The organism is Streptomyces pristinaespiralis, assembly GCF_001278075.1.
GTDB classification, from domain to species: Bacteria; Actinomycetota; Actinomycetes; order Streptomycetales; family Streptomycetaceae; genus Streptomyces; species Streptomyces pristinaespiralis.
The window spans coordinates 6,273,193-6,296,220 of record NZ_CP011340.1; the positions used below are offsets into that span (position 1 = coordinate 6,273,193).

At 71.7% G+C, this 23,028-nt stretch carries 24 protein-coding genes and 1 riboswitch; of the genes, 12 read left to right on the plus strand and 12 right to left on the minus strand.

The genetic code is table 11. From position 1 onward, the window contains the following. Positions 1 to 117: 117 nt before the first annotated feature. Together SPRI_RS26740 and SPRI_RS26745 are read left to right on the plus strand one after the other, a co-directional pair. Complete coding sequence (locus SPRI_RS26740) at positions 118 to 1,464, plus strand: class II 3-deoxy-7-phosphoheptulonate synthase (protein WP_078535526.1); 1,347 nt, start codon at positions 118 to 120, stop codon at positions 1,462 to 1,464. 146 nt (positions 1,465 to 1,610) lie between these two features. Beyond that, positions 1,611 to 1,877: a (2Fe-2S)-binding protein gene (locus tag SPRI_RS26745; protein WP_037774918.1), complete on the plus strand. Its 267-nt coding sequence runs from the start codon at positions 1,611 to 1,613 to the stop codon at positions 1,875 to 1,877. Between the two features lie 51 nt (positions 1,878 to 1,928). On the opposite strand, the gene bfr is transcribed toward SPRI_RS26745, so the two are convergent. Continuing rightward, complete coding sequence (gene bfr, locus SPRI_RS26750) at positions 1,929 to 2,408, minus strand: bacterioferritin (RefSeq protein WP_005318638.1); 480 nt, start codon at positions 2,406 to 2,408, stop codon at positions 1,929 to 1,931. A 154-nt stretch (positions 2,409 to 2,562) separates the two neighbouring features. On the opposite strand from bfr, the gene SPRI_RS26755 reads away from it, so the two are divergent. Then, the gene (locus tag SPRI_RS26755) at positions 2,563 to 3,195 is read left to right on the plus strand and encodes a sulfite oxidase-like oxidoreductase (RefSeq protein ID WP_005318639.1); all 633 of its coding nucleotides are present in this window, start codon (positions 2,563 to 2,565) and stop codon (positions 3,193 to 3,195) included. A gap of 44 nt (positions 3,196 to 3,239) precedes the next feature. On the opposite strand, the gene SPRI_RS26760 is transcribed toward SPRI_RS26755, so the two are convergent. From SPRI_RS26760 to thiO, 6 genes are all read right to left on the minus strand, one after another. Beyond that, positions 3,240 to 3,758, minus strand: a complete 519-nt coding sequence (locus SPRI_RS26760; RefSeq protein ID WP_037774919.1) for a DUF4396 domain-containing protein — start codon at positions 3,756 to 3,758, stop codon at positions 3,240 to 3,242. 80 nt (positions 3,759 to 3,838) lie between these two features. Further along, entirely contained in the window at positions 3,839 to 4,687 is an 849-nt protein-coding gene (locus SPRI_RS26765) for a deoxyribonuclease IV (protein ID WP_005318644.1), read from the minus strand. Between the two features lie 5 nt (positions 4,688 to 4,692). Continuing rightward, positions 4,693 to 6,642, minus strand: coding sequence for a Stk1 family PASTA domain-containing Ser/Thr kinase (gene pknB / locus SPRI_RS26770; RefSeq protein WP_005318645.1), 1,950 nt, complete (start codon positions 6,640 to 6,642; stop codon positions 4,693 to 4,695). A 379-nt stretch (positions 6,643 to 7,021) separates the two neighbouring features. Continuing rightward, complete coding sequence (locus SPRI_RS26775) at positions 7,022 to 7,816, minus strand: thiazole synthase (protein ID WP_053557400.1); 795 nt, start codon at positions 7,814 to 7,816, stop codon at positions 7,022 to 7,024. Positions 7,817 to 7,822: 6 nt separating this feature from the next. Beyond that, positions 7,823 to 8,098, minus strand: coding sequence for a sulfur carrier protein ThiS (gene thiS / locus SPRI_RS26780; protein WP_005318648.1), 276 nt, complete (start codon positions 8,096 to 8,098; stop codon positions 7,823 to 7,825). Next, a complete protein-coding gene (gene thiO, locus SPRI_RS26785) occupies positions 8,095 to 9,258 on the minus strand; it encodes a glycine oxidase ThiO (RefSeq protein ID WP_005318650.1) in 1,164 nt (387 codons plus the stop codon). The genes thiS and thiO overlap by 4 nt, the downstream gene beginning before the upstream one ends. After that, a riboswitch (TPP riboswitch) is annotated at positions 9,256 to 9,368 on the minus strand. (Overlaps the previous gene by 3 nt.) A 51-nt stretch (positions 9,369 to 9,419) precedes the next feature. On the opposite strand from thiO, the gene SPRI_RS26790 reads away from it, so the two are divergent. The 6 genes from SPRI_RS26790 to SPRI_RS26815 all read left to right on the plus strand — a co-directional run bounded on the left by SPRI_RS26790 (position 9,420) and on the right by SPRI_RS26815 (position 14,161). After that, entirely contained in the window at positions 9,420 to 9,761 is a 342-nt protein-coding gene (locus SPRI_RS26790) for a hypothetical protein (RefSeq protein WP_005318652.1), read from the plus strand. A 126-nt stretch (positions 9,762 to 9,887) separates the two neighbouring features. Beyond that, complete coding sequence (locus SPRI_RS26795) at positions 9,888 to 11,069, plus strand: NAD(P)/FAD-dependent oxidoreductase (RefSeq protein WP_078951373.1); 1,182 nt, start codon at positions 9,888 to 9,890, stop codon at positions 11,067 to 11,069. Positions 11,070 to 11,113: 44 nt separating this feature from the next. Then, on the plus strand, positions 11,114 to 11,479 hold the full coding sequence (locus tag SPRI_RS26800; protein ID WP_053557401.1) for an Rv2175c family DNA-binding protein: 366 nt from the start codon (positions 11,114 to 11,116) through the stop codon (positions 11,477 to 11,479). A gap of 84 nt (positions 11,480 to 11,563) precedes the next feature. Then, entirely contained in the window at positions 11,564 to 12,214 is a 651-nt protein-coding gene (thiE, locus tag SPRI_RS26805) for a thiamine phosphate synthase (protein WP_037774924.1), read from the plus strand. A gap of 111 nt (positions 12,215 to 12,325) precedes the next feature. Further along, positions 12,326 to 13,243, plus strand: a complete 918-nt coding sequence (gene metF / locus SPRI_RS26810) for a methylenetetrahydrofolate reductase [NAD(P)H] (protein ID WP_005318664.1) — start codon at positions 12,326 to 12,328, stop codon at positions 13,241 to 13,243. 51 nt (positions 13,244 to 13,294) lie between these two features. Further along, positions 13,295 to 14,161, plus strand: a complete 867-nt coding sequence (locus tag SPRI_RS26815; RefSeq protein WP_005318666.1) for a hypothetical protein — start codon at positions 13,295 to 13,297, stop codon at positions 14,159 to 14,161. Positions 14,162 to 14,197: 36 nt separating this feature from the next. Here the strand turns inward: SPRI_RS26815 and SPRI_RS26820 are convergent, their stop codons facing one another. The 5 genes from SPRI_RS26820 to SPRI_RS26840 all read right to left on the minus strand — a co-directional run bounded on the left by SPRI_RS26820 (position 14,198) and on the right by SPRI_RS26840 (position 20,399). Continuing rightward, positions 14,198 to 15,694, minus strand: coding sequence for a phytoene desaturase family protein (locus tag SPRI_RS26820; RefSeq protein ID WP_005318668.1), 1,497 nt, complete (start codon positions 15,692 to 15,694; stop codon positions 14,198 to 14,200). A gap of 72 nt (positions 15,695 to 15,766) precedes the next feature. Next, complete coding sequence (locus tag SPRI_RS26825) at positions 15,767 to 16,390, minus strand: DUF4126 domain-containing protein (RefSeq protein ID WP_053557794.1); 624 nt, start codon at positions 16,388 to 16,390, stop codon at positions 15,767 to 15,769. A gap of 427 nt (positions 16,391 to 16,817) precedes the next feature. Further along, positions 16,818 to 17,429 (minus strand): TetR/AcrR family transcriptional regulator, encoded by a 612-nt coding sequence (locus tag SPRI_RS26830; RefSeq protein ID WP_037776938.1) that lies wholly within the window; start codon positions 17,427 to 17,429, stop codon positions 16,818 to 16,820. A gap of 29 nt (positions 17,430 to 17,458) precedes the next feature. Continuing rightward, complete coding sequence (locus SPRI_RS26835) at positions 17,459 to 19,546, minus strand: YhgE/Pip domain-containing protein (RefSeq protein ID WP_005318671.1); 2,088 nt, start codon at positions 19,544 to 19,546, stop codon at positions 17,459 to 17,461. Further along, positions 19,518 to 20,399: an ATP-binding cassette domain-containing protein gene (locus tag SPRI_RS26840; RefSeq protein ID WP_238996253.1), complete on the minus strand. Its 882-nt coding sequence runs from the start codon at positions 20,397 to 20,399 to the stop codon at positions 19,518 to 19,520. Before SPRI_RS26840 ends, SPRI_RS26835 begins: the two co-directional genes overlap by 29 nt. A 206-nt stretch (positions 20,400 to 20,605) precedes the next feature. Between SPRI_RS26840 and SPRI_RS26845 the strand changes: the two genes are divergently transcribed. The 3 genes from SPRI_RS26845 (at position 20,606) to SPRI_RS26855 (ending at position 22,802) form a co-directional block, all read left to right on the plus strand. Then, positions 20,606 to 21,178 carry an SAV_6107 family HEPN domain-containing protein gene (locus SPRI_RS26845; RefSeq protein ID WP_005318674.1) on the plus strand — a complete coding sequence of 191 codons (573 nt, stop codon included), beginning with the start codon at positions 20,606 to 20,608 and terminating at the stop codon, positions 21,176 to 21,178. A 264-nt stretch (positions 21,179 to 21,442) separates the two neighbouring features. Further along, positions 21,443 to 22,159 carry a class I SAM-dependent methyltransferase gene (locus SPRI_RS26850; protein ID WP_005318676.1) on the plus strand — a complete coding sequence of 239 codons (717 nt, stop codon included), beginning with the start codon at positions 21,443 to 21,445 and terminating at the stop codon, positions 22,157 to 22,159. Positions 22,160 to 22,406: 247 nt separating this feature from the next. Further along, entirely contained in the window at positions 22,407 to 22,802 is a 396-nt protein-coding gene (locus tag SPRI_RS26855) for a DUF3040 domain-containing protein (RefSeq protein ID WP_005318678.1), read from the plus strand. Positions 22,803 to 23,028 lie beyond the last annotated feature (226 nt).

Consider the following 23,028-nt stretch of genomic DNA (forward strand, 5'->3'; position numbering starts at 1 on the left):
CAGGGTAACACCACTCGATCGGGTGAACGTCCTCGAGGGACATTTCGGACCGCTGTCTCAGTCGCTGGGCACCGGGCCGGACAGGTGGCGGGAAGCCGTAGGGTTGTGCTTGTGACCGTGAACGCTAAGACCACCGCTACCGGTGGCAACACCTGGCGAAACCTGCCCGCGGCGCAGCAGCCCGAGTACCCCGATGCCGAGGCTCTGCGCGATGTGATCGCGGACCTCGAGTCGTATCCGCCGCTCGTTTTCGCGGGCGAGTGCGACCAGCTGCGCGCCCGGATGGGAGCCGTCGCCAAGGGCGAGGCGTTCCTGCTCCAGGGCGGCGACTGCGCCGAGGCCTTCGACGCCGTCTCCGCCGACCACATCCGTAACAAGCTGAAGACCCTGCTCCAGATGGGCGCGGTCCTCACCTACGCCGCGTCGGTGCCCGTGGTGAAGGTCGGCCGTATCGCCGGCCAGTACTCGAAGCCGCGCTCCAAGCCGACCGAGACCCGCGACGGCGTGACCCTGCCGACCTACCGCGGCGACTCCGTCAACGGCTTCGACTTCACCGAAGAGGCCCGCATCCCGGACCCCGAGCGCCTCAAGCGGATGTACAACGCCTCCGCGTCGACGCTCAACCTGGTGCGCGCCTTCACCACCGGCGGTTACGCGGACCTGCGACAGGTGCACGCCTGGAACCAGGACTTCGTGAAGTCGTCCCCGTCCGGCCAGCGCTACGAGCAGCTCGCCCGCGAGATCGACAACGCGCTGAACTTCATGAAGGCCTGTGGCACCGACCCGGCCGAGTTCCGCACGGTCGAGTTCTTCTCGTCCCACGAGGCCCTGCTGCTGGACTACGAGTCGGCCCTCACCCGTACCGACTCCCGCACCGGCCGGCTGTACAACACCTCGGGCCACATGGTCTGGATCGGTGAGCGCACCCGTCAGCTGGACGGCGCGCACATCGAGTTCGCCTCCAGGATCCGCAACCCGATCGGCATCAAGCTGGGGCCGACGACGACGGTGGACGAGGCGCTGACCTACATCGACCGTCTCGACCCCGACCGCGAGCCGGGCCGGCTGACCTTCATCGTCCGCATGGGCGCCGACAAGGTCCGCGACAAGCTCCCCGAGCTGGTCGAGAAGGTCACCGCCTCCGGCGCGACGGTGGCCTGGGTGACCGACCCGATGCACGGCAACACCTTCGAGGCGGCGTCCGGCCACAAGACCCGCCGCTTCGACGACGTGCTCGACGAGGTCAAGGGCTTCTTCGAGGTCCACAAGGCGCTCGGCACCCACCCCGGCGGCATCCACGTCGAGCTCACCGGTGACGACGTCACCGAGTGCGTGGGCGGCGGCGACGAGATCTTCGTCGACGACCTGCACCAGCGCTACGAGACGGCCTGTGACCCCCGGCTGAACCGCAGCCAGTCGCTGGACCTGGCGTTCCTCGTCGCGGAGATGTACCGCGACCAGTAGCAGGGGCGATGTGCCGATGGGGCGTGGATCGATGTGATCCACGCCCCACCTGCGTATTCGGGGCTTTTACCCGCCCGGCGCTGCGGGTAAGGTTAGGTTAGCCTCACCGATCATCGGAGGGGCCGACCCTTCGATCCCGCCGGGAGGTGAACCGCGTGTACGTCTGCTCATGCTTCGGCATCACGGAGAAGCAGGTCAAGGAGCACGCGGAAGCCGGCGCCTGCACGCCCCGGCAGATCGCGTCCGTCTCCAAGGCTGGCACCGACTGCGGCTCCTGCGTGCGGCGCATCCAGGGGATCCTGGGCCGTGGCGCCTGCCCCCGCCGTGAGCTGCTGGAGCAGGGGAACGGCGCTTCCGTCCTGGCCGCGGAGCCGGACACCGACACCGCGCCCGCACTCGGCGAAGCCGCCTAGCCGGGCACTCGGCCCGATTCCGTCGGTCAGTGGCCGGCCAGGGCTCGTCGCCTAGGACTCCGGCTGTTCGATCAGCTGGGCGATGTAGAGCGACTCACCGAGCTTGTTGACCAGCTCCAGCTGCGTGTCGAGGTAGTCGATGTGGTGCTCCTCGTCCGCGAGGATCGACTCGAAGATGTTCGCCGAGGTGACGTCCCCCTTGGCGCGCATGACGTCGATGCCGCGCTTGAGACGGTCGATCGCCTCCACCTCGACCTGCCGGTCCGCCTGGAACATCTCGGTGACCGTCTGACCGACGCGCACGTGGAACAGCCGCTGGTAGTTCGGCAGGCCGTCCAGGAAGAGGATCCGGTCGGTCAGCACCTCCGCGTGCTTCATCTCGTCGAAGGACTCGGCCCGGGTGTACTTGGCGAGCTTCGTCCAGCCGAAGTTCTCCTGCATCTTCGCGTGCAGGAAGTACTGGTTGATCGCGGTCAGCTCGGCAGTCAGCTGCTCGTTGAGGAACTCGAGGACCTCGGGGTCGCCCTGCATCGCAGAGGCTCCTTCCGCGCGTAAGTCTTGGCAGGTTCGCGCATCCTTGCATCGCGACGGTGGAGCGTCCAGTAAGTGCACGCTTAGTAGGAGTTGCCCGAATCGGCCCAGACCTGGTCATGACCACCCCTCCCGGTCTGTCACCATTGAAGGCATGGGTCAGCCGGAGAGCCGGGAATACCGCGCACCAGAGGAGTCCGAGCTTCCGCCGGGGCAGCGACTCCAGCGAGGCTGGCCCGTCACCCACTACGGTCCTGTACCCAAATTCAAGCCGGACCGCTGGGAATTCAGGGTTTTCGGCGCCACCGCCGACGGTGAGAAGCGCTGCTGGAACCACGAGGAGTTCTCCGCGCTGCCCTACTCGACCGTGGTCGGCGACCTGCACTGCGTGACGAAGTTCAGCATGCTGGGGGCCGAATGGGGTGGCGTGCCCGCCCGTACGATCGTGGAACTCGCCCCGCCGGCGCCCTCCGTCAGCCATGTGATGGTCTGGGCCGAGTACGGCTTCAGCGCCAATCTGCGCCTCTCCGACTTCGTCTCGGAACGCACGATCTTCGCCACCCACAAGGACGGTGAACTGCTGACCGCGGAGCACGGCTTTCCGCTGCGTCTGGTGGTCCCGCACCTGTACGCCTGGAAGGGGCCCAAGTGGGTCCGGGGCGTGGAGTACATGACGACCGACCGCCGCGGCTTCTGGGAGGAGCGGGGCTATCACAACCTCGGCGACCCCTGGCGGGAGCAGCGGTACTCCTACCAGGAGGGACCGGGGGACGGCCCGGAGCTCTGAAGCCCCGGGCCGTGAGGTCGCTCGTGCGGTCGTTGTTGCGGGTGTCAGTGGTACTGGTGGACCACGGCGTGGCCCTTGCCGCGGCCGATCATCCACTTGTTCACGGGTGTGGTGACCACGAACGCGACGAGGAACGCGAACGCGAGCGCGCCCCAGAAGAGGAAGTCGCCCAGGTGGGCGTCCATCGCGCCCGGCACCAGGAGCAGCACGCCGTTGTCGACGATCTCCATGACCGTGATGGAGATGGTGTCGGCGGCGAGGGCGACGCCGATCGCCGCCTTCAGGCTCAGGCCGGCCCGCAGGACCGCCCACAGGGTCAGTGAGTAGCCGAAGAAGAAGGCCAGCGCGATCGCGAGGACCATCGTGGGGGCGTTGCCCCAGCCCAGTGCGGTGCCGATGATCATGCCGAGCACCTCGCCGATGGCGCAGCCGGTGAGGCAGTGCAGGGTGGCCTTGGCCGCCATGCCCCAGCTCGCTGCGCCCGGGCCCTGCGCGTGGCCGTGCCGGGCGTGGTGGTCGTGGTGCCCGTGTTCCGAGTGCTCCGTGTGCGTCTCGTGCTGCATGGCGATGCCCCCAACATGCGGTAGCGGTTCCTGCCGACCACTAGGAACTGTATACCCCCTAGGGGTATTCCCGCAGGGTCTCAGCGAAGTTTTTTGAGCCGCGCGACGTCCGCGGCATGACCTTCCTTGCCCCCGGGCGTCTCGATGACCAGGGGCACGCCCTCGGTGGCGGGATGCGACATCAGCGCGCGGAACGGTTCCTCGCCGATGTGGCCCGAGCCGATGTTCTCGTGACGGTCCTTGTGTGCCCCGGTGACGTCCTTCGAGTCATTCGCGTGGATGAGCTTCAGCCGCCCCTGGCCCACCGTCCCCACCAGCAGATCCAGCGTCCGCGCCATCCCGTCGGGCGCCGCCAGGTCGTGCCCGGCCGCAAAGATGTGGCAGGTGTCCAGGCAGACGCCCAGCTTGGGATGCGCGTCGAGTGCCTCGAAGTAGGGGCCGAAGTCCCAGGTACGGGAGCAGAGCGAGGAGCCCTGGCCGGCCGTCGACTCCAGCAGCAGAAACGGATCGTCGTCGTGCGTCAGCTCGTCCAGCAGCGGCAGCATCCGCTCCCGCACCTGGGCCAGCGCCACCTCGCGGGCACGGCCTCCCGTCGCGGAACCGGTGTGCACCACCACGCCCTGTGCGCCGATCTCACGGGCCCGGCGCAGCGAATGCCTCAAGGAGAGGACCGACTGCTCGACGGTGGCCTCGGTGTGGGAACCGAAATTGATCAGATAGGGGGCGTGCACCCAGGCCGAGATGCCCTCGGCGGCGCACTCCGCCCGGAACTTCTCGTCCTGGGCCGGATTCCCCTTCGGCGTCGCCCAGCCGCGAGGATTGGCCACGAAGACCTGCACGGTCTCCGCCTCCAGCTCCCTCGCGTAGACGAGCCCGGTCGTGGCGAGGCCGCCGGCCACGGGAACGTGGCCGCCGACAGGGTTGCGCATGAGAACTAGAGCCCCTTGGTCTTGATCGTGATCGTGCTGCCCTCGGGCGCCTGGCCGCCGCCCTCTACGGACTGGCTCTCGACCTCGTCGCCCAGGTACGGGAAGTTCTTCTCGACCTTCACCACGAAGCCCGCCTCCTCCAGCTCGGCGCGGGCGTCGTCCACCTTGTCGCCGACCACGTCCGGCACCTCCGCCATCCGCGGGCCCTTGGAGACCGTCAGCGTGACCGTGTCGCCGCCGGCCAGGCTGGTTCCTGCTGCGGCCGACTGGCGGGCGACGGAACCGGCCTCCTGCTCGGAGTGGATCCGCTCCTGGGCGACCTTCACCTTCAGACCGGCCTCCTCGAGCTCGGCCGTGGCGTCCTCGACGGAGTCACCCGTCACATCGGGCATGTCGATCGGCGCGCCCTTGCTGACGACGATCGACACGGCGGTGTCGGGGCTCCGGCCGCTCTCGGCGGCCGGGTCGGTGCGGATCACCGAACCCTGTGCGACGCTCTCGTCGAACTCCCTGGTCACCACACCCGGCGCCAGCCCCACCTCGCGGAGCTCGCGCTTCGCCTCCGCCAGCGGCCGGCCCGACACATCGGGAACCTTCACGATCTCCGGACCGCGGGAGACCGTGATCGTCACGGAGTCGTTGCCCCGTATCCGCTCGTTCGTGCCCGGGTCGCTGCCGATGACGGTGCCGCGGGCCACCGTCTCGCTGAAGTCGTGCCTGACGGCCTTCACGTCCAGGCCAGCCTTGTCGAGCGCCTCCCGGGCCTGCTGCTCGGTCTTGCCGATCAGCGGCGGCACACGGGTGAACTGGCCCGAGTTGATGTACCAGACACCCGCACCCACACCGATCACGGCGATCACCGCGAGCAGCAGGGCGAACAGACCGCGTCGGGACAACGGCACGCGCCGGCCGGCCGGACGCACCGGCTCGGGCTCCGGCCGCTCCGGAGGCGGCAGGATCAGCCGGGCCGTGTGGTGCACCCCGGACTCCGCGTCGGCCGGCTTCCGCACGATGACATCCGTACGGTCCTCGGCGGACGCGTCCCCGTCCGTGCCGCCCTCCGCCTGTTCCCCGGTGCGGGCCCGCGGCGGGACCGCGTCCAGCTGCTCGTCGCCGAGCGCCGCCCGCGCCTCACGTGCCTGGGCCAGCAGCGCCACCGCGTCGTGCGGGCGGACCTCGGGGTTGCGGGCCGTCGCGCTCGCCACCAGCTCGTCCAGCTCGACGGCGAGCCCCGGGAAGAGCGCGGACGGCGCCGGGACGTCCGCGTTCAGGTGCTGGAACAGCACCTGGGCCGGAGTGTCGCCCCCGTGCGGCTTGGCGCCCGTCAGCATCTCGTAGAGCACGACCCCGCACGCGTACACGTCGGCACGGGTGTCCGCCGTGCCGTACTCGATCTGCTCCGGCGCGAGGTAGGAGACCGTGCCGAGGACCGTGCCCGAGGTGTTCGTCACGGAACCGACCGCGCGCACCAGGCCGAAGTCGGCGACCTTGACCCGGCCGTCGTCCCCTATCAGCACGTTCTCCGGCTTCATGTCCCGGTGCACGAACCCGGCCCGGTGCGCGGCGCCGAGCGCGGCCAGCACGGGCTCCAGGATGTCGAGCGCGGCCCGCGGCTGTAGCGCGCCGCGCTCACGCAGGACGTCACGGAGGGTGCAGCCCTCCACGTACTCCATCGCCAGATACACGTACGCGCCCTGCGCGCCCTGGTCGAAGACCCCGACCACGTTCGGGTGCGCCAGCCGGGCGACGGACTTCGCCTCACGGATGAACCGCTCCACGAACGTGACGTCCGTGGCGAGATCCGGGTGCATCACCTTGAGGGCGAGCACCCGGTCGAGCCGGGTGTCGACGGCCCGGTAGACCGTGGCCATGCCGCCGACGGCGATGCGCGCATCGACGCGGTAGCGGCCGTCGAGCACCTGCCCGACGAGGGGGTCCTGGAGGGTCGTATCCACGCGCCGATTCTACGAGCCGGACAGACGGGGTCCGACGGGTCGGGCGGGGCGGGGCGGGACTGCAGCCGAGCTGTGACGCGGTGGTGGCGGTGCGGGACCGCCGCGCGGGGGCGTTTTCCCCCGCCCGCCCCTTCCCGCTGCATCGTGTGCGGCTCCGCCGTGTGGCGGGCAGGCCTCGGGCCCGTGCCGCCCTGCGGGCGGCGTACCGCGCTTCGCGCGGTGCCCTCGAACGCCGGGCGGGCCGGAGTCGCCCGGCAACTCCGGCCTCGCCGGCGTTCCAGGCGCGGAGGGCCGGGGTGGAGCCCCCAGGCCGCCAGGCGGTCCGGGAAGGGGCGGGGTGGGGAACAGGCTCCGCGCAGCGGATCCGCACCCGCCCTCTTCAGAACGCCGGCCGCTCCGGATCGAGTGCCCCGCGTCCCTCCCGCGGCGAGGACGCCACCGCGAAGTGGCGTCGCGGGATCCGGCCCGCGCGGAACGCCAGCCGGCCCGCCTCCACCGCGTGCCGCATCGCCTCCGCCATCAGGACCGGCTCCTGCGCCCGCGTGACCGCCGACGCCAGCATCACCGCCGCGCACCCGAGCTCCATCGCCAGCGCGGCGTCGGAGGCCGTGCCGGCGCCCGCGTCCAGGATGACGGGGACGTCCGCCTGCTCGACGATCAGCTGGAAGTTGTGCGGATTGCGGATGCCGAGCCCGGAGCCGATCGGCGAGCCGAGCGGCATGATCGCCGCGCAGCCCACGTCCTGGAGCTTGCGCGCGAGCACCGGGTCGTCGTTCGTGTAGGGCAGCACGGTGAAGCCGTCGTCGACGAGCGTCTCCGCCGCGTCGAGCAGTTCCACGCCGTCCGGCAGCAGTGTCCGCTCGTCCGCGACGACCTCGAGCTTGATCCAGTCGGTGCCGAGGGCCTCCCGGGCCAGGCGAGCGGTGAGCACCGCCTCGCCCGCGGTGAAGCAGCCGGCGGTGTTCGGCAGGACCCGGATGCCGAGCCGGTCCAGGACGGACAGCACGGACCCCTGCACCGTCGGGTCGAGGCGCCGCATCGCGACGGTCGTCAGTTCCGTGCCGCTCGCGACGAGGGACCTTTCGAGCACGTCGAGGCTGGGCGCACCGCCCGTGCCCATGATCAGACGGGAGTCGAAGGTCGTCCCGCCGAGGGTGAAACGATCGTCGGCCATGGCGGTTCAGCCTCCCTGCACTGCGGTGAGGATCTCGACACGGTCGCCGTCGCCGAGCCGGGTGGCGGCCCATTCGCCGCGCGGGACGACCGCCTCGTTGACGGCGGCGGCGACACCGGACGGCGCGGCGGAAAGCGTGGTGACGACCACGTCCAGCGTGGTGCCGGCCGCGACGTCACGGGCCTCGCCGTTGACGAGGACGCGGACCGGACCGTCGGCGACGGTCGAGGCGGCGGCAGCGGCGACTGCGGCGTCGGCGCTGTCGTTGACGGAGGCGTTCATGCGGGCTGCTCCTGAAGGACGGACGAGAAGCGGCGTGGTGAGAAGGGCCGTGCCACGTCGGGCAGTTCACCGGTCGTCAGGGCGTCGGCCAGCACATCGCCGGTGACGGGCGTCAGCAGCACGCCGTTGCGGTAGTGGCCGGTCGCCAGCAGCAGACCCGGCAGCTCGGTGAAGCCCAGCAGCGGTGCGTTGTCGGGGGAGCCGGGGCGCAGTCCCGCCCGGGTCTCCACAAGGGGCAGTTCGGTGATCCCTGGCACCAACTCGTGCGCGTCGCGCAGCAGCTCGTAGACCCCGCCCGCCGTGACCGTCGTGTCCCAGCCGAGCTCCTCGCTGGTCGCGCCCACGACCAGCTCGCCGTCCTCGCGGGGCACGAGGTAGACCTCACTGCCACGGACCACGGCGCGCACCGTGCGGGAGAGGAACGGCGCGTAGGGGCGCGGCACGGTCAGTCGCAGGACCTGACCCTTCACCGGGCGCACGGGCGGGAGCACGTCCTGCGGTACGCCCTCCAGCCGTCCGCTCATGCTGCCGCCGGCCAGGACGACCTGCCCCGCGGACAGTTCGGCGCCGTCGGCGAGCACGGCCCCGGTCGCCCGGTCGCCCGTGACGAGCAGTCGCTCCGCCCAGCCGCGGCGGAATTCGACCCCGGCCCGCTCGCAGGCGGCGATCAGGGCCGCGGCCAGCCGGCGCGGGTCGACCTGATGGTCGCCGTCGACCCGCAGCCCGCCGCGGACGCCGGGGGCGAGCATCGGCTCGAGGCGACGGCACTCGCGGCCCGTGAGCCACTCGGACGTGAGCCCCGACCGGTGCTGGAGGGCGTGCAGTTCACGCAGATGCGCCCGATCGTCGGCGTCGAGGGCGACGGCGAGTGTGCCGCAGGAGCGGTAGCCCACCCGCCGGCCGGACGTCTCCTCCAGCTCGGCGACGAAGGCCGGATAGCGGTGCGCGGATTCGAGGTTGAGGCCGAGCAGCGTCTGCTCGCCGTAGTGCAGTTCGGTGACGGCGGCCAGCATCCCGGCGGCGACCTGCGCCGCCCCGCCGCCCGGTTCAGGGTCGGCGACGGCGACCCGCAGCCCCCGTTGCGCGGTGCGCCAGGCCGTGACCAGGCCGATGATCCCGCCCCCGATGACGAGGACGTCTGGGCTCGGTGTACGAGACATGGGCGTCCAGCCCCTCCCTTCGCCGGCATGACCCGGATCAGGTTCGTACGGTCGGAGGCCGGCCAGCCTCCCTCTCAGCCCGGTGCGCCCGGGCTCCCGCGAGTGCCTTACGGTGGCCACCCTAACCGCACGCCCCGACGCGTTGTAAGGGAGCCGCAGCAGTGGCGAAGTCGCTCGACGGACTTGTCCTCTCCCCGGTCGCCGACCAGGCCCCGGGCCAGGTGGGCACCCGGACCCGGTTCACGTATCACGAGGAGCGGGGCCGGATCTGGGCCGAGTACGAGGGGGGCGACGTGGTCCGCGGCCACCTGGTGGGCACCAGGGAGGGCGACCGGCTGGACTTCCGCTATGTGCAGCTCAAGACGGACGGCGGGACGTCCTCCGGGCACTGCCTCTCCACGGTGGTGGACCTGCCGGACGGCCGGGTGCGGCTGGAGGAGAGCTGGAAGTGGGAGTCCCAGGAGGGCAGCGGGACGAGCGTGGTGGAGGAGCAGGCTTCCTGAGCCGCACGTCCTGACCTCCGGTCAGGTACGTAAGGTGGGCGGGTGGACGAACGGCAGGAGCAGACGCGGGTGGACGAGGGGCGTCGGACGGCGCCGCGACGGCGCGCGGTGATCGTCGGCGCCGGTATGGCCGGCGTGCAGACCGCGGTCGCCCTGCGCGAGCAGGGATTCACCGGCACCGTCACCCTGATCGGCGCGGAGCCGCACCAGCCGTACGACAGACCGCCGCTGTCCAAGGCGATCCTGCTCGGCAAGGCGGAGGACTCCGCCTTCGACATCGACTTCGAGGAACTCGGCGTCGACCTGCGCCTGGGCCTCGAGGTGACCCGGGTGCGCACAGGCGCGCACGAGGTCGACACCACGGCCGGGCCCGTCCCGTACGACGTGCTGGTCCTGGCCACCGGCGCCGAGCCGGTCACCCTGCCCGGTGCGGTCGGCGTCCCCGGCGTCCACCTGCTGCGCACGCTCGACGACGCCGCCCGGCTGCGGCCGCTGCTCGCCGAGCAGCACGACGTCGTCGTGGTCGGCGCCGGGTGGATCGGCGCCGAGTTCGCGACCGCCGCCCGCGCGGCCGGGTGCCGCGTCACCGTCGTCGAGGCCGCGGGCCGTCCGCTCGCCGGCACCATGCCCGCCGAGGTCGCGAAGCCGATGGCCGCCTGGTACGGGCAGTACGGGGCCGAGCTGATCACCGGAGCCCGGGTGGAAGCCGTCGAGCCGGGCGCCGTCGTCCTCGCGGGAGGACGCAGGATCCCGGCCGGCGCCGTGGTCGTCGGCATCGGCGCCAGGCCCGCCACCGCCCTGCTCGCGGACTCCGGCATCGAGCTCGGCCCGGACGGCGCGGTGATCGCCGACCGGTATCTGCGTACCTCCGCCCCGGACGTGTACGCCGTCGGGGACTGCGCGTCCTACCCGTCCGGCCGATACGGCGAACGGTTGCTCGTCCATCACTGGGACAACGCGCTTCAGGGCCCGCGCACGGTCGCGGCGAACATCGTCGGCGCCCAGGAGCCCGAGCCGCGGGCCCCGGAGGCGTACGACCCGGTGCCGTACTTCTGGTCCGAGCAGTTCGGCCGGTTCGTCCAGTACGCGGGCCACCACGGCGCCGCCGACACGCTGCTGTGGCGCGGCAGTCCGGCGGAGGACACCTGGTCCGTGCTGTGGCTCCGCGACGGCGCCCTGGTGGCCCTGCTGACGGTGGGCAGGCCCCGTGATCTGGCACAAGGGCGCAAGCTGATCGTGTCCGGGGACGAGCTGGATCCGGCGCGGGCGGCGGACCCTTCCGTACCTCTGAAGGCGGCGGCACGGTAGGTCCTGGCTACCGACTGTCGGTCCTGGATGGCAGGCTTGTCCCCGTGACCGAGATTGACGCAAAGATCGATGCCCTCGTCCCCGCCTGGCTGTACCTGCCGGACATCGCGGAAATGCTCGATGTCGAGGTGACGCGCGTGCGGCAGCTGGTCAAGGACGGCCAGCTGATCGCCGTGCGACGCGGTGAGAACAGGGCGCTCCAGGTGCCTGCCGCCTTCATCGACGGCAACAAGGTGGTCAAGGGCCTCTCCGGGACCCTGACCCTGCTGAGGGACGACGGCTTCACCGACGAAGAGATGCTCGAGTGGCTCTTCACCCCCGACCCGACCCTGCCGGGCACGCCTGCCCAGGCGCTCAGCGAGAATCGCGGCACGGAGGTGAAGCGCCGGGCCCAGGCGCTCGCCGTCTGAACCGACGGAAACCATCATCGCCGGCGGATGCACGGTCCGGGCCGCCCGGCCCGTGCGTCCGCCGCCCAACGGGGGGATCGCCTCATGTCCACGGCTCGCGCGCTGCTGTCCGACGCCCGGCTCTATCTGTGCACGGACGCCCGCAAGCGGCAGGGGGACCTGCCCGAGTTCCTCGACGCCGTGCTGTCGTCCGGCGTGGACATCGTGCAGTTGCGTGACAAGGGCATGGAGGCCGGGGAGGAGCTGGAGCACCTCCAGGTCCTCGCCGACACCTGCCGCCGGCACGGCAAGCTCCTCGCGGTGAACGACCGCGCCGACGTGGCCCACGCCATCGGCGCCGACGTGCTCCACCTGGGACAGGGCGACCTGCCGGTGCCGGCCGCCCGCGCGATCCTCGGGGACGGCGTGCTGATCGGCCGCTCGACGCACAGCGAGTCCGAGGCGGCCGCGGCCGCCGTCGAGCCGGGCGTGGACTACTTCTGCACCGGCCCCTGCTGGCCCACTCCCACCAAGCCCGGGCGGCACGCCCCCGGCCTCGCACTGGTGCGGTACACGGCGGGGCTGGCCGGCGAGCGGCCGTGGTTCGCGATCGGCGGTATCGACGCCGCCAACCTGGACGAGGTGCTGGACGCCGGTGCGCGCAGGGTCGTCGTCGTGCGGGCGATCACCGAGGCCGACGACCCCGCCGCGGCCGCCGCCGGCCTGGCGAAGCGGGTCAGGGAGCGGACCGCGTGACGATGGCGGTGATCGTCCATCTCTGTCCAAGGGATGGACAAGACACCGGCAAATCAGACATATTTCCCTGATTCGGTTCGAGGACGCCTCCGGTCTGGCTAACCTGCCGGTATGGCCCTCGGTACTGCTTCGACCAGAACGGATCGCGCACGCACGGTGCGCGACATGCTTGCGACGGGCAAGACGTCGTACTCGTTCGAGTTCTGGGCGCCCAAGACGGAAAAGGGCGAGCGGAACCTGTGGAACGCGCTGCGCAGGGTCGAGGCCGTCGCCCCGAACTTCGTCTCCGTGACCTACGGGGCCGGCGGCTCCACCCGCGCCGGCACGGTCAAGGCCACGCAGGAGATCGCCGCCGACACCACCCTCACACCGGTCGCGCACCTCACCGCGGTCAACCACTCGATCGCCGAGCTGCGCAACATGGTCGGCCAGTACGCCGACGCGGGCATCCGCAACATCCTCGCCGTCCGCGGCGACCCGCCCGGCGACCCGATGGGCGAGTGGGTCGAGCACCCCGAGGGCGTGCGCTACGCGGCCGACCTGGTCCGGCTCATCAAGGAGTCCGGCGACTTCTGCGTGGGCGTCGCGGCCTTCCCCGAGATGCACCCCCGCTCGACGGACTGGGACGAGGACACCCGGCACTTCGTGGACAAGTGCCGAGCCGGCGCCGACTACGCGATCACGCAGATGTTCTTCGTGCCGGAGGACTATCTGAGACTTCGTGACCGGGTCTCCGCAGCGGGTTGCGAAACCCCGATCATTCCCGAGATCATGCCCGTCACCAGCGTCAAGCAGATCGAACGCTTCGCCACTCTCAGCAACGCGCACTTCCCGGCCGAGCTGAAAGAGCGCATCCTCGCGGTCAAGGACGATCCGGCCGCTGTACGCTCCATTGGCATCGAGTTCGCGACGGAGTTCTGCGCAAGGCTGCTCGCCGAGGGTGTCCCGGGGCTGCACTTCATTACGCTCAACAACTCCACCGCGACGCTCGAAATCTACGAGAATCTCGGACTGCACGAGCAGTCGTGACCGGTCGTACCCGCCCCGCCCCGGGGCGGCGGCCGCAGGAGAGGGGCGGACATGGGCTGGACGGTCCTCTATATCGCGTTCGGCATCGTCGCGCTGTGGCTGCTCGGTGAGGTGCTGCTGCAGTACAAGGCGCGGCTTCGCTGGCGACTGCTGGCGTTCGGCGGCTTCCTGGGCGTCGTCATAGGCGTGCTGCTGCCCTCCGTGGTGGTGATCGCCCTCGGCGCCATGGCGTTCGCGGTCGGCCAGACCTATGTGACCCTCTCCTTCCGGCGCGGCTTCTCCACCGGCTGGGCCATCGGCGGCAGCCCCGGCGTCAGCAGACGGCGCCGTTCCGGCGCGGACCGGGAAGCGACGAGGGAGCCCACGCTCGAGGTCACCGACCTCTCCTACGACTCGGCCGAGCAGCCCTACGACACGGCCGCCCCGGCTGCGGACGGCACGGGCCCCGCCGTCTACGAGCCGCAGCCGCTGCCGGACGACACCGGTCAGTACGGCATCTACACCGAAGAGGCCTACGCCGCCCGGCCCGACGCGGAGGAGGCGAGGGCCCGCGACGAGAGCTACGCCGCACAGGGCCCGGGCTACGGCGCCTACGACGCCTACGACAGCCACGGCTACGCACAGCAGCAGCCGGCGGAAGCGGCGACCTACGCCGGCCAGTACGACTACGGCACCGGCGGTCAGCAGTACGCCACCTACTCCGACCCCTACGTGGGCGGCCAGCAGTACAGCACCTACGACACGTACGGCGGCGGTTACGGCGACCAGCAGTACGCCGGCTACGGGCAGCAGGAGGGCTACAGCGACACCCCGCCCGGTGGCGTGTGGGTGCCGCAGCAGCGTGAGGGCGAGCAGCAGGAGCAGCCGCCCACGTACTACGACAACGGGTACAACGACCAGCAGCAGTACCGCTACTGAGCTGCTCCGGCCCGCCGCCGCGCCCGGCGCGGCCGCTCAGCGGGAGCCGCGGAAGTCCGCGCCCTCCACGATCAGCCCGGCCACCAGCGCACCGGACATGCCCGAGTGCGCCAGCCCGCCTCCCGGATGTGCCCAGCCGCCGGCGAGATACAGCCCCTCGAGGGGGCAGGTGTTCATCGCCGGCAGGAACGCCCCGGACGACCCGGCGAGCGCGGGGGCCGGGACCGCGGCCGAAGCCGTGTCGTGGCGGGTGTCCTCCGGAGTGCGCACCACGCGCCACAGGATCCGCTCACGCAGCCCGGGGACAGCGGCCTCCGCCGCCGCGACCATCCTGTCGGCGGCCTCTTCCGCGATCCGGGCCCACGTCTGCCCGCCGGCCGGCTCTGCCGGCACCGTGGCCGTCAGCGTGATGGTCTCGTGGTCGTCGTCGGGCCGCAGCAGCGGGTCGTCGGGCCGCATCACGACCACGGTGGGCCGCGGGCCGGTCCGCCCGGAACTCACCGCGTCCCACTCCGCGGCCGGGTCCGGAGCGTGCACCACGGTGCGGTGCACGGTGCCCGCCGGGCGGGCGCCGCGCAGCGCGAGGTGGACCGTCAGCCGGCCGGTGCCGGTCCGTAGCCGCCCGTCCGGTCGCTCACCGGGACCGGCCCACGTCACGACGCGGTTCTCGAACAGCGACGGCACCGGGGCCCCGGAGACCACCATGTCCGCCTCCACCGGCCCGCCCCGGTCCAGTTCCAGGCCGGCGGCACGGCCGTCCTTCTCCAGCACGCCCGTCACGGCGGCACCGAAGACGAACTCCACCTTCCGGGCCAGGCAGCGCTCGTACACCGCGTCGGCCAGGGCGCGCAGGCCGCCCTTCACGTACCAGGAGCCGAAGGTCTGCTCCATGTACGGCAGCACCGCGGCGGACGGGGGAGCGCTGCGGGGGTCGAGGCCGTACGCCACGGCGTGGCTGTCGAGCAGTGCGGCGAGGCGCGGGTCGCGCAGCTCGCGCGTGCCGATTTCGGCGAGGGTGCGGGCGGGCCGCCGCAACAGGCCCTGCCGCAACGCCGGGTAGGGGTCCTTCGACAGGAAGGCGGTGTCCGCGGGCAGCGGCTCCTCCAGCAGCGGACGGCGTGAGCGCTCCCAGGCGTCCCGGGCGCGGCCCAGGAACTCGCCCCAGCGTTCGCCGGAACCCGGCCCGAGCGCCGCTTCCAGCGCGGCGAGGGTGCCGGCCCTCGACGCGTTGGGGAGGCTGACGTCCGTGCCGTCGGCGAAGACGTGCCGGCTCGCCGGATCCACCTGCGTCAGCTCGACGCACTTCTCCAGCGGCTCCTTGCCGGTCTTGACGAACAGGTCCCGCCAGACCGCCGGGAGATGCAGCAGACCGGGCCCGGTGTCGAAGGCGAAGCCGTCCCGCTCGAAGCGGCCCACCGAGCCGCCGTGGGTCTCGAGACGCTCGTACACCGTCACCCGGTGGCCTGCCACGGCCAGCCGGGCGGCAGCCGCCATGGCGCCCATCCCGGCGCCGATCACCGCAATCCGTGCCATGAGCGCGACTCTATTACCCGCGGCCACCGCTCCCCGTGGCCGGGTGCGCGCGCGGCCCGGCGGCCTCCCGGCTCACCAGTCCGGCGGTCGGTGGAGGCCCACCGCGACGCCCGTGCGTCTCTCCTCCCGGCGCTGCGCCCTGCGCCGGATGAACCGCCGGATCCTCGAGGCGAGGAACAGCACCGTGACGATGCCCAGCACGAGGAGCGTGCCGGCGATGGCGGCGGCGGCCCACGGGTTGAAGACGGCGAAGGAGATGATGCCGGCGACCCCGAGGTCCTCCGCGACGCTCACGGCGATGTTGCTGAAGGGCTCGGGCGAGGTGTTGACCGCCATCCGGGTCCCCGCCTTGACCAGGTGGCTGATCAGCGCCGTCGAGCCGCCCACGGCCCCCGCCGCGAGCTCCGGCAGCGAACCGCTCTCACCCGCCAGCAGCGCCGCGACCACGGCGCCGGCGACGGGCCGGATCACGGTGTGGACCGAGTCCCATACCGAGTCGACGTACGGAACCTTGTCCGCCACCGCCTCGCACAGGAAGAGCACCCCGGCGGCGATCAGGACGTCGGGGCGCTGAAGCGCCTGGGGCACCTGGTCGGAGACGCCGGTCGCGCCGAGCACGCCGAACACGAGGACCACCGCGTAGGCGTTGATCCCGCTGGCCCAGCCGCTGGTGAAGACGAGAGGGAGTACGGACACGGACGCGATCGTAACCACCCCGGCGCGGCCGCGGGTGGGGTTGAGCACGGAGTGCTGAGTATCCGTACCTACGCGCCGAGATGAGTATCCGCGCGGATGGGGCCGGGCCCGCCCGGACGGAAGAGTGGGGACCACGGAAGGGGCGCGGCACCGGCACCGACGACACGGGGCGGCGGAGCGGTGCGGCTCCCCTGACGGAACGGGGGTTGCAGGACGGAGGGCCCACGACCACGGGGGACAACGGGGGTCGGGCTCTCCGGACCACGGGGGTGGCGGGGGAGCGGGGAACGCAGACGCCGGGCGGCTGGAAAACCAGCCGCCCGGCGTTTCGTGTCCGCGCTCCGGTGCCGGAGCCGAAGCCGGCCGGGGCGTCCGGGCGCGGCCTCCATGAGGCCCGTTCGCGGCGCCTGTCGCGGCAGAGCCGGGCTCAGTCGCGGCGGCCGCTCACCCGGCCGTGCAGCAGCAGCGACAGTGCCCCGTGGACGTCGTCGAGGGACCGCTCCCGCTGGAAGGCCTGCCAGTCCAGTGCCGCCACCAGCACCATGCCGACCAACGCGGCGGCGGTGAGCGGAATGTCGACCTCCTCGCTCAGCTCGCCCGCTTCCACGCCCTCGCGCAGCACGGTCTCCACAACGGCCACCGCCTGCTGCCGCACGACCAGGAGGGTGGACTGCCAGGCCCGGTTGGTGCGCCACAGCTCCGCGACGTACAGCTGGGTGAAGGCCGGATAGCGGTCGATGAACACCAGACCGGCCCGGATCATGGCGTCCAGCGCCTCGACCTTGGTGCCGCCGCGCTCGGCCGTACGGTCCGCGGCCTCCTGGAGCGAAGCCGTGAGGAGGCCGACGCCGAAGCGCAGCAGCTCCTCGAAGAGTTCGGTCTTGCTCTTGAAGTTGTAGTAGACCGTGCCCTTGGCGACCCCGGCACGCTCGGCGATCTCGTCGACCGTGGTGGCCGAGAAGCCCTGCTCCGCGATGAGCGTCACGGCTGCCTCGTAGAGCTTCGCGCGCGTCGCCCGGCGTCTGCTGCTGCTGTCCATGACCTCGATTCTCACAGGTCCGGGCGCGGTCACAGACTCAGCTCCGGGTGAAGCCGGTCCAGTGTCCAGACCTGCTTGCGCCTGGCCGAGAGGGCGGTCAGGGCCAGCGCACCGGCCGAAAAGGCCAGCAGCACGGCGCACGCCTGCCACACCGGACCGAGTCCGCCGCCCGTGATGAGCCTGCGCAGGGCCTCGACGACGTAGGTCATCGGCAGGAACGGGTGGATCGCGTTGAAGAAGCCGGGACTCGTCTGGACGGGGTAGGTGCCGCCCGCGGACGTGAGCTGGAGCATCAGGGCCGCGAGGACCAGGATCCGGCCGGCGGCGCCGAAGCGGGCGTTGAGCCACTGGATGATCGCCGCGAAGCAGCAGGTGACCAGGGCGAGGAAGGCCACGGTGCCGGCCGCGTGGGCCGTCTTCAGCCCGAGGCCCCAGTGCAGGACGGACATCAGCGCCGCGACCTGGAGCAGGCCGATCGCCGCCACGGGGAGCAGACCCGCGAGGGCGATCCGCCAGGCGGACGCCCCGGTGGACAGGGCCCGGCGGTTGAGCGGCTGAATGATCATGTAGGCGACCATCGCGCCGACCCAGAGGGAGAGCGGGATGAAGTACGGGGCGAATCCGGTGCCGTAATTGGGCGCCGAGTGCAGGGACTTGCCGGCCAGCCGGACCGGGTCGGCCATCACCTCGGTGCGGCGGTCACGGTCCTTCTTGTCGTAGTCCGGGATCTTGTGGACGCCGTCGTTCAGCCCGACCGCCAGCTCCGCGGACCCGTCGGCGAGGCGGAACAGCCCGCCGTCCAGCTCGCCGGCGCCCTTCTTGAGCTTGCCGACACCCGAGTCGAGGTCGGTGGACCCCTTCTTGGCGGTGGTGAGACCGGTGTGCAGCCGGTCCGCGCCCTTGGCGACCTTGTGGGCGGCCGTGTTGAGCTCGTTGATCTTGCCGACCGCGTACTCCAGGTTCTCGTCCAGCTTCGGAGCGCCCCGGGCCAGGTCGTCGGCCTTCTTCTCGAGGTCGACGAGGTGCTTCTTCAGCGACGTGAGGTCACCGTCGCTGTTGCTGATCAGCACATTGAGGTCGTCGGCGATCTTGGCGACGTCCGCCGCGGTGTCCTTGGCGCGCTCGAGCTCGGGGCACGCCTTCGGGTCGGGGAGCAGAGCCTGCTCGCACTGCGTCCGGTGGATCTCGCCCAGCGCGTCGGCGGCCTTGTGCGCGCGGAGCGCGGCGCCGGGGGCGCGCTCGGTCAGCAGGCCGAGATTGCGCTGCACGGCCCGGGAGGAGTCGGCCACCAGCCGGGCGGTGTCACCGATCGACTTCCCGTTGTCCTTCAGGTACGGACGGGCCTTGTCGGCGTAGCCGTTGACCTTGTCGGCGAGCACCTGTGTGCCGTCCGCGACCTGCCGGGAACCGTTCTCCAGCTCGCCGGCGCCCTTGTGGAGCTTCGTGATGCCTCCGGCGAGCTTGCCGCTGCCGTCCTTGGCGTCCTTCAGACCGTCCGCGAGGTCCTCGGAACCCTTCTTGGCCTTCCCGACCCCGCTCTTGAGCTTGTCGGCACCCTTCGCCGCCTTCTCCGTCGCCTCGTGGATGTCGGAGAAGGAGATGAAGATGCGGTCGAGGAACGACCGGGAGGCGTCGGTCGACGCGGCGGTGCGCACCTCGGAGAAGACCGTGCGGGAGATCTGCCCGACGATGTAGTTGTTCGCGTCGTTCGTGCGGACCTGGAGTGCGCCGGTCTCTGGGGAGTCGCCCGAACTGGAGGCGATGCGCCGGCTGAAGTCCTCCGGCATGGTCAGCGAGAGGTAGTACGTGCCGTCCTCGACACCCCGGCGGGCCTCCGCGTCGTCGACCTCGTGCCAGTCGAAGACGTCGCTGTCGAGCAGGCCCTTGGTGATCTCGTCACCGGCGGCGATCCGCTTGCCGGACGCGGTGGCGCCCTTGTCGTCGTTGACGAGGGCGACGGGGATCCTGTCGAGCCTGCCGTACGGGTCCCAGAAGGACCACAGGTACAGGGCGCCGTAGAGCAGCGGCAGCAGCATGACCGCGACGATCGCGGCGGCCGGCAGCTTCCCCCGCCCGAAGCGCTTCAGCTCAAGCGCGGCCAGTTTCGGCGATCGCATCGGCCTTCCCCTCCTCGGCGGTGTCCTCGTCGTTGTGCTTGGCGGTGGCGGTGGCGGCGTCCTGGTCGGCGTCCGGGCCGGCGTCGGCGTCGTGGTCGTGGCCGGTGTCCTGGCCGGTGTCTTCGGCGGTCCCCTCACCGGTGGTCGCGAGGAGGCCGTCGTCGCTGTCCGAGCCGGTGGCGGTGGCCCGGGTCCGTACGACGACGGCGTCTTCCGGCGCCTCGGCGCACACCGCGAGCACGGTCGTCCCGCTGTCCGCGACCGAGCGCAACAGCCCCCAGGCGGCGGTCCGTTCCGTGTCGGAGAGCTTGAGTCCCACGTCGTCGACGGCGAGCAGCCGGGGGCGGCCGATCAGCGCGAGAGCCACGGAGAGCCGCAGCTCCTCGAGCCGCTCGAGGTCGCGCACGGCCGTGCGTTCCCTCTTGGGCAGCGTCGCGAGATCGAGCCCTGCGGCTGCCAGTGCCTTCTCGACGCGTTCGGCGGCAGCGGCCGCCCGCTCCGCACGCGGCCGGAACAGTGCGCGGAGGGAACCGTCGAAACGTCGCTGCAGCAGGGCCCGTTCGCGCAGGTGCTCCGCGACGGTGAGCGCCGGGTCGAGATCGCTGACCCCCGGCACCGGGCCGAGCGCGCTGATCCGGCGCACCGCGGCCATCTTGCGCGGCAGTTGGAGACCGGCGACCTCCGCACGGCCTTCCGTGGGGCGCATGCGTCCGGTGAGCGCGAGCAGCAGGCAGGTACGTCCGGAGCCCGACGGGCCCTCGATCGCGACGAGCGCGCCCGGCTCCGCGTCGACGGTGACCGAGCGGAAGGCCCAGCCGCGCGGGCCCTTCAGCCCGAAATCCTCGACGCTCATGGCCGCACCCTGCGGGCCGTCCACCTGCCCCACCCCGATTTCCATCCCGGTCCCTTCGCCAGTTTTTAGACTGACCAGTCAGTGCAAAAGCTACCCCCGAACCCTTGATCGAGGCAAAAGGCCAGGTCAGAGCCGATTGTCAGTGGGTGCCTCCACGATGGACACATACGGCCACAGCGCCGTCACACGACGACAGGAGGCTCGTCATGGCCAGCTACTCAGCAGCCGCCGCTCACCGGCGCCGCGCCACCGGCCCTGCCCCCTCATCGACCGGCCCGGCGCACGACGTGCACCCCGTCCTGCGCCGGTCCTCCGCACCACCCGCCGCCCTCGATCTGCTCGCCCAGGCCCGCAGCGGACTCGACGAGGCCGCGACCTTCGACCAGCCGAACGAGCGGTACGCCACGGCCCATCTGGCCGCGCTGCGCACCGCGGCCGCGGTGCTCGCCGCCCGTGGGCGCCCCGAGACGGGCGCACGCCGCAGGCAGCGCATCCGCAGCGCCTGGGAGGTGCTGCCCGAGATAGCGCCGGAGCTGTCCGAATGGAGCCTGCTGTTCGCCTCGGGGGCCGAGCGCAGGGCCCGCGCCGAGGCGGGCATACGGGGCGCTGCCAGCCGGCGCGACGCCGACGACCTCCTCAGGGACGCGGCCATGTTCCTGCGCCTGGTGGAGCGCCTGCTGGTGCTCCAGCCGGCCCTGCCGCGGCCCAGGGCGACCCAGGCGGACCAGGAACCGCCCGGGGGCGGAACGACGCCGCGGCGTGGGGATGCCGCGGGCTGAGCGGGGCCGAGGGGCGCCCGGGCGGGGGACCGGCAGTGACCGGCCGGTTCCGGGTCACGAGGGCCCGCCGGGGCCGTGCAGGGGCGGGCACGGACCGGCGGGACGCCGGGCGATGAGACGGAACGGCGGCCCGGACGGCGGAGGCAATAGGGTGGGAGCAGGCCAGCAAGTACATCGCCCGAGGAGCCAACTGCCGTGTCGGAACCGTCCCCCACCGGTGGGGAGACCCCACCGCGCCCCTCTCGCGCCTCTCTGCGTACCGCCGTGGTCTGGGAGGTCCTCAGGGATGCCCTGGACCGCCGGGTCAAGGCGACCGGGACGGACTCGCTGGACATCCTCGACACCGGCGGCGGCACCGGGAACTTCGCCGTGCCCGCCGCCCAGCTCGGTCACCGGGTCACCGTCGTCGACCCCAGCCCGAACGCCCTCTTCGCGCTCGAGCGCCGGGCGGCGGAGGCAGGGGTCGCCGAGCGGGTGCGCGGCGTTCAGGGCGACATCCACGGCCTCTTCGACGTGGTCGAGCGCGGCGGCTACGACGCGGTCCTCTGCCACGGCGTGCTCGAATACGTCGACGACCCGGCCGAGGGCGTGCGCAACGCCGTGGAGGCGCTCAGGCCCGCCGGGGCGCTCAGCCTGCTCGCCGCCGGGCTGGGCGGCGCCGTCCTCGCCCGCGCCCTCGCAGGGCACTTCAGCGAGGCCCGCCAGGCGCTGAGCGACCCCGACGGCCGCTGGGGCACGGGCGACCCGGTGCCGCGCCGCTTCACCGCCGAGCAGCTCACCGAGCTCGTCGCCCAGGCCGGTGTCGAGGTCGGCGCGGTGCACGGAGTCAGGGTCTTCGCCGACCTCGTTCCCGGGGTTCTCGTGGACACCGAACCGGGCGCGCTGGACGCGCTGCTGAAGCTGGAGGCCGCCGCAGCCGAACTGCCGGCCTTCCATTCCGTCGCGACCCAGCTGCACGTCCTGGGCGAGAAGCGCGGCTGATCAGCGGCGCAGCCGCAGATGGAGTACGCCACAGACCCTCCGTCGTCGGGCTTCGCACCGTATGATCGGGGGACACCATCCGGCATGACGGATCGGAGGTTGGGGAATCTACGCCTCAGCACCCCGATCGGGCATGGCGGCCCGGAAGGCGTTTTGCGAGAGGGCGGGTTTCACGGGGGCGAATCCCTGCCTATCCTGAAAGGGCCGCATACCGGTCGCCCCCGCGACCGACGACGAGGAGGACTCCGTGCCGCTCTCGGAGCACGAGCAGCGAATGCTCGAGCAAATGGAGCGAGCGCTGTACGCCGAAGATCCCAAGTTCGCGACAGCGCTCGAGGGAAGCGGGCTGCGTACGTACACCCGGCGACGGGTCTACCAGGCGGTCGCAGGCTTCCTGGTGGGTATCGCGCTCCTCATGGCCGGAATGGTCGCCCAGCAGATCTGGATCAGTGTGGTGGGCTTCCTTGTGATGCTCGGCTGTGCGGTTCTCGCGGTCACGGGCTGGCGCAAGGCGCCGAAGCCGGGTGAACAACAGCAGACATCCGGTGGCCACGGTCGCCGGCAATCGCACCAGCGCAGATCGGTGATGAACCGGATCGAGGAGCGGTGGCAGCGCCGCCGCGACGAGCAGGGCGGCCACTGAGCCGTCCGGCCACGGAGCAGTCCGGTCCCGGCCGGACGACGAGTGGACATCCGGCCCATGAGTTCGGAGTACGAGTGAGGGGCGACGCTTTAAGCGTCGCCCCTCACTCGTGTTCGCGGGGCGTATCCGGGCGAACTCCCGGGCCGACTCCCAGGCAGTGCTCCCGGCGCTTGGCCACGCTCTCACCACCGCCTCGTGGTCGGCGCCTCGTTGCGAGCCCGGCGCG

Excerpts from the sequence above, each read along its gene's own strand:
- bfr (WP_005318638.1), bottom strand. The coding sequence starts at position 2,408 with ATGCAGGGCGACCCCGAGGTCCTCGAGTTCCTCAACGAGCAGCTGACT.
- SPRI_RS26755 (WP_005318639.1), top strand. The coding sequence starts at position 2,563 with ATGGGTCAGCCGGAGAGCCGGGAATACCGCGCACCAGAGGAGTCCGAG.
- SPRI_RS26760 (WP_037774919.1), bottom strand. The coding sequence starts at position 3,758 with ATGCAGCACGAGACGCACACGGAGCACTCGGAACACGGGCACCACGAC.
- SPRI_RS26765 (WP_005318644.1), bottom strand. The coding sequence starts at position 4,687 with ATGCGCAACCCTGTCGGCGGCCACGTTCCCGTGGCCGGCGGCCTCGCC.
- SPRI_RS26775 (WP_053557400.1), bottom strand. The coding sequence starts at position 7,816 with ATGGCCGACGATCGTTTCACCCTCGGCGGGACGACCTTCGACTCCCGT.
- thiS (WP_005318648.1), bottom strand. The coding sequence starts at position 8,098 with ATGAACGCCTCCGTCAACGACAGCGCCGACGCCGCAGTCGCCGCTGCC.
- thiO (WP_005318650.1), bottom strand. The coding sequence starts at position 9,258 with ATGTCTCGTACACCGAGCCCAGACGTCCTCGTCATCGGGGGCGGGATC.
- SPRI_RS26795 (WP_078951373.1), top strand. The coding sequence starts at position 9,888 with ATGGCCGGCGTGCAGACCGCGGTCGCCCTGCGCGAGCAGGGATTCACC.
- thiE (WP_037774924.1), top strand. The coding sequence starts at position 11,564 with ATGTCCACGGCTCGCGCGCTGCTGTCCGACGCCCGGCTCTATCTGTGC.
- metF (WP_005318664.1), top strand. The coding sequence starts at position 12,326 with ATGGCCCTCGGTACTGCTTCGACCAGAACGGATCGCGCACGCACGGTG.
- SPRI_RS26815 (WP_005318666.1), top strand. The coding sequence starts at position 13,295 with ATGGGCTGGACGGTCCTCTATATCGCGTTCGGCATCGTCGCGCTGTGG.
- SPRI_RS26820 (WP_005318668.1), bottom strand. The coding sequence starts at position 15,694 with ATGGCACGGATTGCGGTGATCGGCGCCGGGATGGGCGCCATGGCGGCT.
- SPRI_RS26830 (WP_037776938.1), bottom strand. The coding sequence starts at position 17,429 with ATGGACAGCAGCAGCAGACGCCGGGCGACGCGCGCGAAGCTCTACGAG.
- SPRI_RS26835 (WP_005318671.1), bottom strand. The coding sequence starts at position 19,546 with ATGCGATCGCCGAAACTGGCCGCGCTTGAGCTGAAGCGCTTCGGGCGG.
- SPRI_RS26840 (WP_238996253.1), bottom strand. The coding sequence starts at position 20,399 with ATGAGCGTCGAGGATTTCGGGCTGAAGGGCCCGCGCGGCTGGGCCTTC.
- SPRI_RS26845 (WP_005318674.1), top strand. The coding sequence starts at position 20,606 with ATGGCCAGCTACTCAGCAGCCGCCGCTCACCGGCGCCGCGCCACCGGC.